Raw genomic sequence first — 13094 nt, forward strand, 5'->3', positions numbered from 1 at the left:
CTACCTTCCGGTAGGCAGGAAGGGGCTGGGTGCGCCGCTCCACGAGACGTGGAGTGCTTCACGGGCACGCGTACACGCCACGAACAGCACGCAGCGCTCGCGAAGGAGGTCCGACTCGTGCTGTAGGCGGTCGACTTCGACAGGCGTGATCTCCCGGGCGAACGGAACCGCTCCGGCGGTGACGCCGGCGACGACCACGCACCGGAACTCAAGGCCCTTCATAGCGTGCATGGTTGCCAGCCGGACGCCTTCCTGACCGGCTGCGGGCCCGTCTTTCACCTTGACCGCGGGAACGCCGCCGGCCACCAGCCGGGCCCCCACTTTGTCCAGCAGGACGTTGAACCGGGTGCACACGGCGATCTCGGAAGGCCGGATGCCCTGGGCGAGCCATCCTTCAACGCGTTCGACCAGCGCGGTGACCTCGGCCTGCTCCGAACCGTGGCCGTCCGCGGTAGGCCTGCGGCCGTGGAGCAGCGAACGGTATCCGGCGAGGGTGTCCCCGCCCTCGCCACCCAGATCCTCCACGGGCACGTCCTCGAGCACGCCGGTGGACCAGGCCAGGATCTCTTCCGTGCTGCGGTAGTTGATGCGCAACCGAGTGGAGCGGCCCGTAACCGTGATGCCGAGTGAGGCGAGGGACACGCGTGCGTCGTAGATCCGCTGGTGGGGATCGCCCGTGATGAACAGATCATCCGGGCCGGTGTCGACGGCCCCCCGTAGTACACGCCACTGTGCGGGGTGCAGGTCCTGCGCCTCGTCCACCACGACGTGGTCATAGCCATACACCGAGCGGTCGGCCTCTCCGAGCAGCCGCGCTGCTTCGTCGCACACCTGGAGGTGAGTGCTGACGCCCTTGGCCACCAGCGCACCGCGGAAGGCTTCCACGGCCCTCCAGAGCTGAGCACGCTTGAGCGGCCCGAGAGCCGTCCCCCTGCCCCGCCGGGTGGCCGCCAGGTAGTCCGCGGCGGACCGGAGGTCCTGTGCGAGGACCACATGCCGGTACTCCTGCGCCAGGAACTGCTCGGTCCACGGCAGCCGCAGCTCCTTCGCCACCTTTTGCCAGACCTTCCGCTCCTCCTGGTCACCAACGGGCGACGGCGTCCGGCCGCTCAGATCACGCACTATCCGGTAGGCATAGGCGTTCACCGTGGTTACGTCCACGCGCGCCAGCTGGGCCTCGTCATCGAGAAGCAGCGCGAGACTTTCCCGCAGGGTCCCGGCGAGCGCGTTGGTGTAGGTGGTGAGCAGCACCCTGGCGTCGGGCGAACGGGACAGCAGGTGTTTGACGCGGTGCAGGGCGACGACCGTCTTGCCGGTGCCCGGCCCGCCGGTGATCTGGGCCGGGCCCTTGTAGGAGACGCGGTAGGCGAGACGTCGCTGCGAAGGGTGGAGGAAGACCCTCCAGGCGGCGAAGGGCTTCTCCAGAATGTCCGCGAGCTCGTCGGGTTCGGTGATCAGAGTGATGCGGCTGCTGGTGTTGGCGATCGCCGTGGCGAGGTCCTCCGTCGGCTCGGGCGTCGCGTGCACGGGCCGGCGCAGGACAACCACGTCACGGTAGACCTCTTCGGGGGTGAACCCTTCGGCCAGGAAGGTGAGTACCTCGAACTGGTCCTCGGGCAGCAGGGTTCCGAAGGCATCCAGTTGTGGCCGGTCGATGACTGTGCGGACCGCCCTGAGCACCTGGTCGTCGATGCCGAGTTCCCGCATGACGGTGTCCGAGTAGTCCGCGAACAACAGCGTGGGAGCGGCGTTCGCCGCCTTCTCCAGGGCGGGGGTGAGCTGCTCGATCGCGACCACGTTACGCACTTCCAGCGCGCGGGTCGCCGTGTTGACGGTGTAGAGACGCTTGGCGGCCCAGGTGTAGGCGTCGTCGTGCGGGACGACGCTCAGGAGCAGGAACGTGTCGCTGCCGTCATCAGGCGCGAGGACCACACCGCGCCAGAAATCGTTGATGCGGATGGTCCGCATCCGCGGATCCCGCGCCTTCTCGACCGACTCCAGGTGGAGCCCTTTGTCCGCGTGGAGTTCGGCGACGGTCAGCGACTGAAACTTGGCCATCGCCTTGCGTACACCCGCTTTCACGGGCTTCTCCAGAGCGTCGAAGCTCTCCCAGAAGGTGTTCGCGAAAGCGAGCTGCGGCACGAGAGACTCCTTGTTCACCAGCGCGGCGGGGCCTCGACGATCATACGAGCGCCGCCCCGGCTCGTGTTCCGGGGCGGCGTCCACGCTCAGGAGGTCAGTGTGTTGTTCAAGTGGGGGCCTATGTACCCGATGAAGATGCCGTGTTCTGCACAGGCGGCGTCGTAGTAGTGCAGGCGCGGCGCGATGGTGTTTCCTCCGCCGATCCTCAGGTGGGCACCCATGAAGGCCTTGCCTGCAGGGTTCACATATGCGGGTACCGGAAAGGTTCGCTGGTTACGCCAGGCTGCCTTGGCCTTCACCGTCTTGGACTCGTCCCGGACGACTTTTCGCGGCGAGAGGGCCGGGGCTCCGGGTGGTGTGTCCGTACACCACTGCTTGAAGTCGCAGTTGGTCCGTCCTCGGACTGCCGCGTCGGCGAACCCCTGCAGGGCCAGCAGAGCTTCCCAGGCCATACGTACCCACGAGGACCCGTATGCCTGATCGTCGAGTTCCAACGTCTCCTTGCGACGGCCGGTGAAGTGCACGTGCGTCATCGCGTCGATCCGGGCGAGGATTTCCTTGAACGAGTCTGGCTCGGTGACGGAGATGTCCACAGGGGCGTAGGCGTCGGCTGCCGCGCCGAGGACCGACAGCCGCTTCTGGAGGGCCAGCACCTGTGCCTTCGCCTGGTGCAGGTCCCGATATTGTTCGTCGTAGTCGACAATGAGTAGCGTCTCGTTGTCTTCCGCCTTCCGCAGTTCGTGCTTGAGGTCGCGGATCTCATCAGCTCGGATGCGCTGTTCCCGGCCTGCTTCCTCGACGATCTCGTACAGGGCGTTGTTCTCGTCGCGGAGCCTTTCGAGTTCGGATGCGCCCACTGCCTCCCTGGCCCGTGTCCGCATCACGGGTACGGAGTCGAGTTCAGCGGGGAGCGGCAGCCGGGTCGCCAGGTTCTGGGGCAGATGAGCGAGTATTCGGCGGGCGTGTTGCGGCTTCTCCGTGATGAGGCGTCGCGACATCACACGGTGCCGCTGCCCGTCGGCCGGCCAGGCTGGGTCGACTCCTGGGAGATAGGTGCGGATTCCACCGCCGTATACCTGGTGATGTACGAGGGTGCGATTGAAGAGCGCGCCGGCCTCGGGCGCAAGCACGTAAAGAATGGCCAGGCCGGCCAATGGCCGGAACAGCGGATCAAGCGTGCGTTCCAGCCATGTGTCGAAATCGACGCCGAAAGGAGTGCTCGCCATGACGATAGGCAGACGCCGGTTCTCGTCGCACAACTCATCAACGACGGATTCGACGTCCTCCGCCTCGATGACCTGAAGTACGGGTGTGACGTCGGCCAGACCGTCACGTGCCTCCAGGACACCGAGAAGGCTACCGGCGAGGCGGGGGGTCTTCGCCGGGACAGGGAACGCGTCCACGTCGTCGGGAAGGTGCTCGACGTCCAACTGCACCCAGGTCGGGCCCTCGCCGATCTGCCGTATCAGTACGGTGGTCTGCCATGTGCCGTCCGGAGCCGTCTCCCGGAGCCTCCACCGCCCGTAGGCGCCGGCGCTCCCGGTACTGGCGTCGTGGTCGAGGGTGACGCCGCGGGCGATCTCGTTTCGCCCTTCGGCGAACGCGTCGACGTCATAGCGCTTCGGTGGCTCCCGCAGCCATGCCCTCAGCCTGTTGTCGACTTCGGCGCCGGTTCTGACGTAGTCCAGTCCACTGGTGACCACCATGCGGTAACGACGGGTATCCATGCGGGGCCTCTTTCGTCAGGTGTGCAGGGTCATCGTCTTGAAGCGGGCAGGACGCTCAGCAGCTCGGTCACGTCCTGGTGCCAGGCTCGGACCTCGGCCGGGGTGGGCGGCAATGCATAGATGTGGTGATGGCAGGCTGCGCTGAGCGCCGACCAGTCGCCTCGTCCAGCGCCAGCCGAAGAAGAGCCGACGCGGCGCGTGCCCGGGTGCCAGGGGCGGTGACGTAGGTGACGCCTCGCGGAGAACTCAGCAATTGCCCGGCCGCAGCGGCAAGCCGATGGGCGGGGATGGTCATCGGGCGAGCACCTTGGCGTGAGCCTTCGCCACCTTGACCGTGTCCGCGAGCTCCTCCAGACCGAGGATCTGAGCGAGTGCGTCATGCAGCACGGCCTGCGATCCGTTGATCATCGAGCCGAGGTCACGTACGTGTCGGTCATGGGTGTGCTCCTTGCCCTGGACACCAACGAATGGCTGAGGCGGCGCAACCCGACGCCCCATTACGCGGATCAGCGTGGACTATCTTGTTAGCGTTGTCAACACACTTTGCTCCCACCCTAATTCGAACCTGTGTGCACGCATGCACACTGCGAGGCCCTCCCGCCTGACGCGCCATTGACAGTTCGTGTCACGCGAATGACCATGCGTAACGGGGATCACCGCGTCTGACTCGACCCATGGGGGGCATATGTCAGAGGGGCTGTACGGCTGGCTTGTTTCGGCCGTGGCGGAATTCGGCCGGGCGTCGAAGGTCAAGCTGTCCGGCGGCGGTGGTCCGGAAGCCTCCGTACGCGGCCCGCTCGAAGCCCTGCTCAAGGTCGTCGGTGAGCGGCATCAGCAGCACGAAGTCAGCTGGCACGACGAGTACTCGATTCCGGACCTGGGCGTCCGGCCCGATTACGCCGTGCGGGCCGCCGGCGAGTTGACGGGCTATATCGAGCTCAAGCGGCACGACCTCCCGGTGGACCCCAGCACGTTCAGCAAGCCCAACAAGGAGCAGTGGGAGAAGCTGCGCAACCTCCCCAACGTTCTCTACACCAACGGAACCGAGTGGCGGCTGTTCCACGACGGACAGCAGGTGGGAGGGACCGTCTGGTTCAGCGGATCCCTGAAGAGCGCGGGCCCGGCGTTGACCCCGGCCGATCCGGCGGCCTTCGACACGCTGCTCAGGATGTTCCTGAACTGGAAACCTCCGAAGATTTCCCACGTCTCCCGGCTGGTCCAGCACATCGCCCCTCTGTGCAGGCTTCTGCGCTCCACCGTGCTGGAGCAGCTGGCCGCTGAACGAAAGTCGTCCGCCGCGGAGGACGACCTGCGGGCCAGGCCGTTCACCGGCCTCAAGAACGAATGGCGCAGACTGCTGTTCCCCACAGCCGACGACGCCACGTTCGCTGACGGTTACGCCCAAGCCGTGACCTTCGCGCTCCTGCTCGCACGCTCCGAGGACATCCTCGCGCCGGACGTCGGCCTCCATGACGTCGGCCGCGGCCTGGATGCCGACCACGCCCTCATGGGCCGGGCGTTACAACTGCTCACGGACAACGTCAACGACCGCTTCCGTGTGACGCTCGAACTCCTGCAGCGCACGATCACGGGCGTGGACTGGGCTGCCATCCGGGCCGGGAACCGGGATGCCTATCTCCACCTGTATGAAAACTTCCTGACCGTGTACGACCCGGCGCTGCGCCAGAAGAGCGGCTCCTATTACACCCCGCACCAGGTCGTGGAGGAGATGGTCCGCCTTACCGAGGAGGTGCTGCGTACCCGGCTCGGACAGCAGGCCGGCTTCGGCGAGGACGACGTACGCATCGTGGATCCGGCGATGGGGACGGGGACCTACCTGCACACGGTCATCGAGCGGGTGGCGGAGCAGGCGGCCGACCGCTACGGTCCTGCGATGGCCCCCGACGCCATCGCTCGGCTCGCCACACGCCTCTACGGCTTCGAGCTGCAGATGGGGCCCTTCGCCGTCGCCGAGCTCCGGACTTCGGACCTGCTGAAGCGCCACCGGGCGCCGGTGCCCGAAGGCGGGCTCAGTCTCTTCGTCACGGACACCCTCGACAATCCCTTCGTCGAGGACGAATACCTGCACTCGTACGACGCGCTGTCCGCCTCCCGCCGGCGGGCCAACCACATCAAGGCGAACACCCCGGTGAACGTCGTGATCGGGAACCCGCCGTACGACGACAAGGCGGAGAACCGAGGCGGCTGGGTCGAGAAGCGGGGCAGCAGCCAGGAGGCTCCGCTCCTCGACGATTTCCGGCTCCCCGGCAACGGCAGGTACGAGCACGTCCTCAAGAACATGTACGTCTACTTCTGGCGCTGGGCCGCCTGGAAGGTGTTCGACGCGCACCAGGACGACCGGCACGGCGTCGTCTGCTTCATCACTCCGTCGGGATGGGCGACGGGTCCCGGCGGGCGGGGCATGCGGCAGTATCTGCGTCAGACGTGCGACGAGGGCTGGGTCATCAATCTGTCCCCCGAGGGCCAGCGAGCCGAAGTCGCCACCCGCCCCTTTCCCGGTGTCGCCCAACCCCTCGCCATCTGCGTCTTCGTTCGCAGAGCAGGAGTGGAACGCCGAGCGGATCACGCGGCCCCCGTGCACTACCGCGCCGTCTCGGGCAGCCGCGGCGACAAGTACCGGCAGCTGCGCGAGGTCCACCTGGACGACGACGGCTGGAAGGCCACCCACCCGGCGGGGCACCGCCCCTTCACACCGGTGACGCAGTCGGGCTGGGAGGAGTTCCCTGCTCTGGACGACCTTTTCCCCTGGGGCAGCCCCGGTGTCAAGGCGAACCGGTCCTGGGTCAGCAGCCCCTCGCAGGAGACCCTGCGCCGCCGGTGGGCGACGCTGATCCGTGAGCCCGACCCAGCGGTGAAGTCCGAGCTGTTCAAAGAGACCCGGGACCGCACGCTCGGCGTCAAGAAGGCGCCACTTCCCGGGCGCCCCGCACGCTCCCGGGCGCTCGGCGAGGAGACGGACGACCGCCCGGAGACGGTGAGGATCGCGCTGCGCAGCTTCGACAGGCAGTGGCTGATCGCGGACAACCGCGTCCTCGACTATCCTCGCCCGGACCTGTGGGCTGCGGTCCAGCACGGCCAGCTCTTCCTGAACCAGCAGTCGTCACACCAGATCAATTCGGGCCCGGCCGTCGTGGCAACGCACCTCATACCTGACACGGACCACTTCAACGGCCGCGGTGGTCGCGTGATGCCGATCCTGCATCCCGACGGGTCGCCCAATACCGCGGCGGGTCTTCTACCTCACCTCACACGTACCCTCCGCGGCGAGCCAGTGACCGTAGCGGACCTTGCCGCCTACACCGCCGCTGTCACCGGGCACAGCGCCTTCACCGAACGCTTCGCGGAAGACCTGCTCACTCCCGGCGTACGTTTACCGCTGACCCGTGACGCGAAACTCTGGAACAGGGCCACGGCTCTGGGCCGCGACATCCTCTGGGCGTCGACGTACGGCGAGCGCTTCGCCGATCCCCCGGCCGGCCGCCCCGCCGCTGACGTCGGGTTTCCGTCCGGAGACGAGCGGCAGGTCCGCTACCTGACCCATATCGGCGGCACCGTTCCGAACACCGTGTCCTACGACCCCGGTACGGAGACTCTGCGTGTGGGCGAGGGCACGTTCGCTCCGGTGCCGGAGGCGGTCTGGGCCTACCACGTGGGCGGCATGCGGGTCGTGAACAAGTGGTTCGGCTACCGCAAGGCCAAGCCGACGAGCAAGAGGACCAGCCCGCTCGACGACATCCACGTCGAGAGCTGGCCACCGGAGTGGACGACGGAACTGATCGAGCTGCTCTGTGTCCTGCGTCGCCTCACGGACCTGGCCCCGGCGCAGACCACCCTGCTCACGGACATCCTCGCGGGCGAGGTGATCACGTCCGCCCAGCTCGTCGCGGAAGGAGTGACACTCCCGCCCGCCTTCGGCCGCAAGCCGCGCCACCGCCCCACGGGCGGGCTGTTCCCGGAGGAGAACGGCACTTGAGGGCCGAGGCACTCAGGCCGGGAGCGACCCGAGTGCCTCGGCGAGCGAGAGGGAGCCTTGGGCCAGACGGCGAACCGTCCGGGCGAAGTGCGGCGCCGCCGCTTCGCCGGCCTCGGCGAAACGGGCCACGTCGCTCAGCCGCAGCTCGCAGGCCTCGGCCACCCGGCGGTAGTGAACGGCTGTTCCGAGGTCCGTGACCACCAGCCAGTCATCCCGTTGCTCCAGCAGCCGCAGCCATGTCAGGACGGGGACATCGACGTACACCTGATCGGGATCGAGACCGCGTGCCGCTATCGCTCGTGCATGCTGCCGGCCGCCACTGCCGGAATCGGGCAGTGCGGCGGCAACCAGCTGGGCGAGAAGTCGCCACTGCGTATCGGTGAGGGCTACGTCTGGCATAGGGCCTGGAGCATGCATGGCGTCATGCCTAGCACACGGAGTACGTGCGACTCAGACCGACGGCTCGTCGGTACGGATATCGATGCGTTTCAGCACGGCCTCGGCAAGGGCGCGGAACTCCTTGTAGCAGGTTTTTACATACTGCTGCGTGCTCCCCAGCGCGCCATCGGCCGGCCTGAGGTCGAACATCGGCTTTCGCGCATCGTGGGCCAGTGGCATCAGACTGCGGTAGTTCCTCAGCGTGGCGATACGGTGCTGGTCGTCGATCGCCGAGGGTGTGGGTTCGTCCAGGACCTTGGAGGTGTAGACCCAGGGGATCCGGTCGAGCCATCGCCCGTACGCCTTGACCGGCCGGTCAAGGCGCATCTCCGGCTGCATGATGACGTAGCCGAGCGGGCGCATGGCCGCCTTCGGTGCCGAGATGCCGGGCGGCACCCTCGGCAGCACCAGGCTCTGCCAGTCCCGGCGCCACTCGCGCAGAGTGGGACCGAGGTTACTGAGGCCCTTGAGTGAGAAGAGATCCGCTGCGAGAGGCATCAGCACGGTGTCCGCGGAGATCAGTGCGGCCCGGTTGATCGCTCCGAGGTTGGGTCCGACATCGATGAGAACCACATCCGCCTCAACAGATCGGGCCGCCTGCTCGATGACGCGGTGGAACGCGGTGGACGTGCGGATGGCCGCGACATCTCCGGCGTAGGCGCGAGACCACTCGTTGGACAGCTTGTCCTCGAACCGACTCAGGTCCAGGCTGCCCGGCAGCAGCCACAGGCCCTGCTGCAACTGGGCCGGCGCGATCTCCGCGATATCTCCGGTGCCCTCGAGGATGGGCCGCACCGCGTCGGCGATCGTCTGCCCGCTGCGAACCCGGCCGGTCCCCGGCAGTCCCTGGGCCGCGGCGCCCTGGTCGATGAGCTCGGAAGGGTTCTCCCACAGCTCCTCGATCTCCGTCTCCTCCAAGCACATCGAGGTGAGGTTGGCCTGCGGATCGAGGTCCACGGCCAGCACACTCAGACCGAGCCGCCTGATCATGTGGGCCAGGTGGTAGGCGAGGGTGGTCTTTCCCACGCCGCCCTTGTTGTTGAACAGGGCGATGGACGTCATGCGGCGGCCCTCCGGATGATGACGACCCAGGACGCGTCGTCGATCTGGAATTCGGCAGGTGGGTTCCCGTTGGTCTCCAGGGACCTGACTACACGGCCGATCCCCCGGCCGAAACGGTTCACGTATCCGAGCCCCTTCAGGGCAGCGGCCAGGGAAGGGTTGCGGTAGTCGGTCACCCGGTCGAAATTGTCGTCCCGGACCTGTCCGAAGGGACCGCCCGGGTTGGTGACCTCGATACGGTCGTCGAACCACACGATGCGCGTGGGCGCGTAGGACGTCTCGTAGTTACGATGCATCAGCGCGTTCATGCAGATCTCGCGCAGAGCCTCCAGCGGATAGTCAGGCTGCCGGGACTCCCGGAATCCGTCTTCCACCAGCCTCGTCCGCAGGTTGCTGCGCAGCAGTGGCTCCAGCCGTTCGGAGACATCGACGAGGTTCTGCCGGAGCTCCTGGTCATCCGCGATCGGCGCGTCGAGGTCCACGCCCTGGTACCGGACGAACTGCAGGTACGCGCCGGGGACCCGAGTAGAGGGATCCAGACCCACGGCAAGCATGCCGAGGACGGTGGGCGATCCGTCGGGCGTGAGCAGATGGAGCGAGGACAGCTGCTGTTCGACCGGTCTGCCGTTCTCCTCGATGACCTCGGGAGCAACCAGTGACGGCAGGTAGGACCGCCGGAACAACTCCAGATCCAGATCCTCGATGTGGGCCATCGGCAGGGCTCGCGTGTCGAAGGGGCCATCCTTGGCGCGTCGGCGTTCGGACAGGACTCGTTCGTCCTCACGGTTCGCCTTGCGCGTGGTGGGCCCCGGCCGCACCCAGATCACGCCCTCGAACCGCACGGGCGTGGTGTCGGACGCGTTGACGTGAATGCGAATGACCGGTTTGCCCTGGTAGACGGCCGGCTGCACGACGAAGGAGGGGCGGTCGAGGATGCGCCCGTCGTCTCGGAGATCGGTGAGCGCCAGCAGCGCGGTGTCACTGACGTCTACGCCCTCCAGCGGTCTGCCCTCGTCGTCCACTCCGACCAGGATGTCCCCACCACCTGCACCGCAGAGGTCGTTGGCCATCGCGCAGACGGCGTTGCCGATGGCATCCCCGCGCTTCCCCTGCCGCTTGGCAGTGCTCTTGAACTCCAGGGCAGGCGTCTCCCGAGTGCCGAGGACTTCGGCCAGATCCACGTCTTTTGCGTTCACGACGGCCATTCTGCCGCTTTGACCCCGCAGCACCGCGACGTCATGAGTCACGGGGCCGCGTCCCCCGGTCCAGGGCCCCGTGATCGGGCCGTCGGCGCCAGGGCCGCGAAACGGGGACGGGCCGCTGCGGGACGTCATACCCGACACGGCGTTCAGAACGGGACAGGTGGCCCGTTCCCGCCGTGGTGCAGGACCTGGCCAAGGGTGGCGAACTATGGCGAACGCGTGAGCGAAAGAGTGACCCCCGTCACTCGCTCCGGGATCACGGCTGGTCGTCACACGCGCGCCAATCGGATGCAGACAGACTGGAACGGGATGATATTGGGGGCGCGCCGACAGCAGAGCCGGGCAGCGCGGCGCGAAGTCCAAGTCCGACTTCTCCCGCCACGTCAGGCTCGTGATCCACGGCGACCTCAGCACCAAGACCGTGTCCGACACCCGACGAAACTACAGCGACACCCACTTGGGCGCCGAACACGAGCGCGAGCGACACCTGGCCCAGCGCGATATCACGGTCCACACCTTCGCGAGAAACAGCCCGCAGTTCGACGCGGGCTGGGTCATCGAAGACGAGATCTTCATAGCCGAGGTCAAGAGTCTGACCGGGACCAGCCAGGATCAGCAGATCCGGCTGGGCATCGGGCAGGTGCTCGACTACGTCCACCAACTCCAGCGCCCCGGTTCCGGTCACTCGATACGGCCGGTCCTGGTCCTGGAGAAGAGGCCCATGGACGGCAGGTGGGCCTCACTCGCGCAGGCAGTCGGCATCCGGCTGGCCTGGGGGCCGAGGTTCGAAGGGATCTGATCAGCCCGCATTACGCGTCCGGGCAGGGGATGCCCGCCCAGACCGTCTTGGTGCAGATGTCCCGGCTTTCGCAGCCCCAGGCTTCGGCGTAGACGGCGACGAGGAACAGGCCTCTGCCGGAGTCCGCCTCGATCGAGGGCTCCGGCGGCAGCGGCCTCGGGGGGCCGAATTCGGGGCGGGTGTCGGTGACCTCGACGCGGATATGGTGCCGGTGCCGTCGCAAGGAGAGGCGGAAGTCCCGGCCCGGCACCCGGCCGTGCGTGATGGCGTTGGCCGCCAGCTCGGCCGTGACGACTGCCACCGCCCACGAGGCCTCGCTGTCGTACGGAATGCCCCAGGCGGCGAGCTCCTGCACGGCGAGGCGGCGGGCGAGGCGGGCTCCGCGCCGGGTGCTGCTGAGACGGACATCGAACTGGTGGGCCGGAGCGACTGATTCGGTAGTTGCGTGTGATGACTGCACCTCGTCACCGTCTCGCCGCGAGTACGGCACCGCCCAGGTCATTCGGGGGTACCCGGCCGCCGGTACGGCAGTTGTACGGGTCTGTACGGCAGTTGTACGGGTCCCACCCGCGACCCCCACCCCGCACGGCTCGTTGGCAGGTGCAGGGTAATCACTGCTGCGGGCAGGAGACGTGATGGGCAGAGCGAACGAATACCAGTGTGTGCCGCCCGGCCGGCGTGAGCGCGCCGTCGGCAACGGTAGCGACGGCAAGGAGCGCCCTGCCGCGTGGATCGCCTACGGCAAGCTTGTCCGCCTCTTCCGGGAACGGGCGGCACTCACCCAGCAGGGTCTCGCCGACGCGATCGGCTACTCCGTGGAACAGGTCGCCTCCGTCGAACAGGGCCGCCGACCGGCCAAGGCCGCGTTCACCGAGGCCGCGGAACGGGTGCTGGAAGCGGGCGGGGCGCTGCGGGTGCTGCAGGAGGATGTGGACCGGGCGAAGTTGCCGGAGTTCTTCCAGGACTTCGCCTCCATCGAGGTTGAGGCGATCAGCCGCTTCTCCTACGATCCCCTCCTGATCCCAGGATTGCTGCAGACGGAGGCCTACGCACGTGCTCTGTTCACCGCGCACTGCCCAGCACTCGAGAACGAGGTGATCGACCTCCACACAGAGGCTCGCCTCAGCCGCCAACAGCTGCTGACGCGTTCCCCCCTTGTGGAGTTGTCTTTCGTGATCGGAGAAGCAGCGCTCACGAACCCAGTCGGAGGACCCGAGGTGATGCGAGAGCAGCTTCTGCATCTGGTGGCACAAGCAACTCTCCGCAACGCGAGCATCCAGATCATGCCCGCCGTATACGGCTTCCATCCAGGCCTCAACGGCGGATTCGTGGTGCTCGAGACTGCGGAACACCGCCGATTCGCGTACGTCGAGTCTCAGGAAGTGGGGTCCGTGGTGAGCGACCCTGCCCGAGTCAGCGCCTTCGACCTGCGGTATGGCAAGCTGCGTTCGCAGGCACTGAACCCGGCGGACTCTTCACATCTGCTCGGGAGACTGGCAGGAGAGAAGTCGCAGCATGAACGCTGATCGGAACGCGGGGCACAACGGGAAACTGGACTGGCGCAAGAGCAGCTACAGCGGCTCAGGAGGCGGAGACTGCGTCGAGATCGCTGTCTCCCTTACCGCTGTGTACGTACGAGACTCCAAGGACGCCGCACGGGCGCCCTTCACAGTGGAGGTCGGTAGCTGGTCCCGCTTCGTGGGGTTCGTGGCCCAGGGGTGATCCCCACT

The 13094-nt window shown here is 67.1% G+C and carries 10 protein-coding genes; 4 read left to right on the forward strand and 6 right to left on the reverse strand.

Features of this window, described 5'->3' with window-relative positions; all coding sequences use genetic code 11:
* Together BLW14_RS04360 and BLW14_RS04365 are read right to left on the reverse strand one after the other, a co-directional pair.
* On the reverse strand, positions 1-2142 hold the full coding sequence (locus BLW14_RS04360) for a UvrD-helicase domain-containing protein (protein WP_093704495.1): 2142 nt from the start codon (positions 2140-2142) through the stop codon (positions 1-3).
* A gap of 86 nt (positions 2143-2228) precedes the next feature.
* Positions 2229-3869, reverse strand: a complete 1641-nt coding sequence (locus BLW14_RS04365) for a hypothetical protein (RefSeq protein WP_093704497.1) — start codon at positions 3867-3869, stop codon at positions 2229-2231.
* A gap of 685 nt (positions 3870-4554) precedes the next feature.
* Between BLW14_RS04365 and BLW14_RS04370 the strand changes: the two genes are divergently transcribed.
* A complete protein-coding gene (locus tag BLW14_RS04370) occupies positions 4555-7863 on the forward strand; it encodes a type ISP restriction/modification enzyme (protein WP_093704499.1) in 3309 nt (1102 codons plus the stop codon).
* A 12-nt stretch (positions 7864-7875) separates the two neighbouring features.
* Here the strand turns inward: BLW14_RS04370 and BLW14_RS04375 are convergent, their stop codons facing one another.
* From BLW14_RS04375 to BLW14_RS04385, 3 genes are read right to left on the reverse strand one after another with little or no spacing between them, the layout of a single operon-like run.
* Positions 7876-8262 carry a hypothetical protein gene (locus tag BLW14_RS04375; protein ID WP_093704501.1) on the reverse strand — a complete coding sequence of 129 codons (387 nt, stop codon included), beginning with the start codon at positions 8260-8262 and terminating at the stop codon, positions 7876-7878.
* Positions 8263-8313: 51 nt separating this feature from the next.
* Complete coding sequence (locus BLW14_RS04380; RefSeq protein WP_093704503.1) at positions 8314-9363, reverse strand: ParA family protein; 1050 nt, start codon at positions 9361-9363, stop codon at positions 8314-8316.
* The gene (locus BLW14_RS04385) at positions 9360-10610 is read right to left on the reverse strand and encodes an ATP-binding protein (protein ID WP_256332675.1); all 1251 of its coding nucleotides are present in this window, start codon (positions 10608-10610) and stop codon (positions 9360-9362) included. Before BLW14_RS04385 ends, BLW14_RS04380 begins: the two co-directional genes overlap by 4 nt.
* 346 nt (positions 10611-10956) lie before the next feature.
* Between BLW14_RS04385 and BLW14_RS04390 the strand changes: the two genes are divergently transcribed.
* On the forward strand, positions 10957-11364 hold the full coding sequence (locus tag BLW14_RS04390; RefSeq protein WP_093704507.1) for a hypothetical protein: 408 nt from the start codon (positions 10957-10959) through the stop codon (positions 11362-11364).
* A 10-nt stretch (positions 11365-11374) separates the two neighbouring features.
* On the opposite strand, the gene BLW14_RS04395 is transcribed toward BLW14_RS04390, so the two are convergent.
* The gene (locus tag BLW14_RS04395) at positions 11375-11854 is read right to left on the reverse strand and encodes an ATP-binding protein (RefSeq protein ID WP_371128113.1); all 480 of its coding nucleotides are present in this window, start codon (positions 11852-11854) and stop codon (positions 11375-11377) included.
* Positions 11855-11999: 145 nt separating this feature from the next.
* Here BLW14_RS04395 and BLW14_RS04400 point away from each other — a divergent pair, with 145 nt between their 5' ends.
* Both BLW14_RS04400 and BLW14_RS04405 read left to right on the forward strand, forming a co-directional pair.
* Positions 12000-12890 carry a helix-turn-helix domain-containing protein gene (locus BLW14_RS04400; protein WP_093704511.1) on the forward strand — a complete coding sequence of 297 codons (891 nt, stop codon included), beginning with the start codon at positions 12000-12002 and terminating at the stop codon, positions 12888-12890.
* Positions 12880-13086 (forward strand): DUF397 domain-containing protein, encoded by a 207-nt coding sequence (locus BLW14_RS04405; RefSeq protein ID WP_093704513.1) that lies wholly within the window; start codon positions 12880-12882, stop codon positions 13084-13086. The genes BLW14_RS04400 and BLW14_RS04405 overlap by 11 nt, the downstream gene beginning before the upstream one ends.
* The last annotated feature ends 8 nt before the right edge of the window (positions 13087-13094 follow it).

The sequence above is a fragment of the Streptomyces sp. 2131.1 genome, from assembly GCF_900105515.1.
GTDB classification, from domain to species: Bacteria; Actinomycetota; Actinomycetes; order Streptomycetales; family Streptomycetaceae; genus Streptomyces; species Streptomyces drozdowiczii.

Excerpts from the sequence above, each read along its gene's own strand:
- BLW14_RS04380 (WP_093704503.1), bottom strand. The coding sequence starts at position 9,363 with ATGACGTCCATCGCCCTGTTCAACAACAAGGGCGGCGTGGGAAAGACC.
- BLW14_RS04405 (WP_093704513.1), top strand. The coding sequence starts at position 12,880 with ATGAACGCTGATCGGAACGCGGGGCACAACGGGAAACTGGACTGGCGC.
- BLW14_RS04400 (WP_093704511.1), top strand. The coding sequence starts at position 12,000 with ATGGGCAGAGCGAACGAATACCAGTGTGTGCCGCCCGGCCGGCGTGAG.
- BLW14_RS04370 (WP_093704499.1), top strand. The coding sequence starts at position 4,555 with ATGTCAGAGGGGCTGTACGGCTGGCTTGTTTCGGCCGTGGCGGAATTC.
- BLW14_RS04365 (WP_093704497.1), bottom strand. The coding sequence starts at position 3,869 with ATGGATACCCGTCGTTACCGCATGGTGGTCACCAGTGGACTGGACTAC.
- BLW14_RS04375 (WP_093704501.1), bottom strand. The coding sequence starts at position 8,262 with ATGCCAGACGTAGCCCTCACCGATACGCAGTGGCGACTTCTCGCCCAG.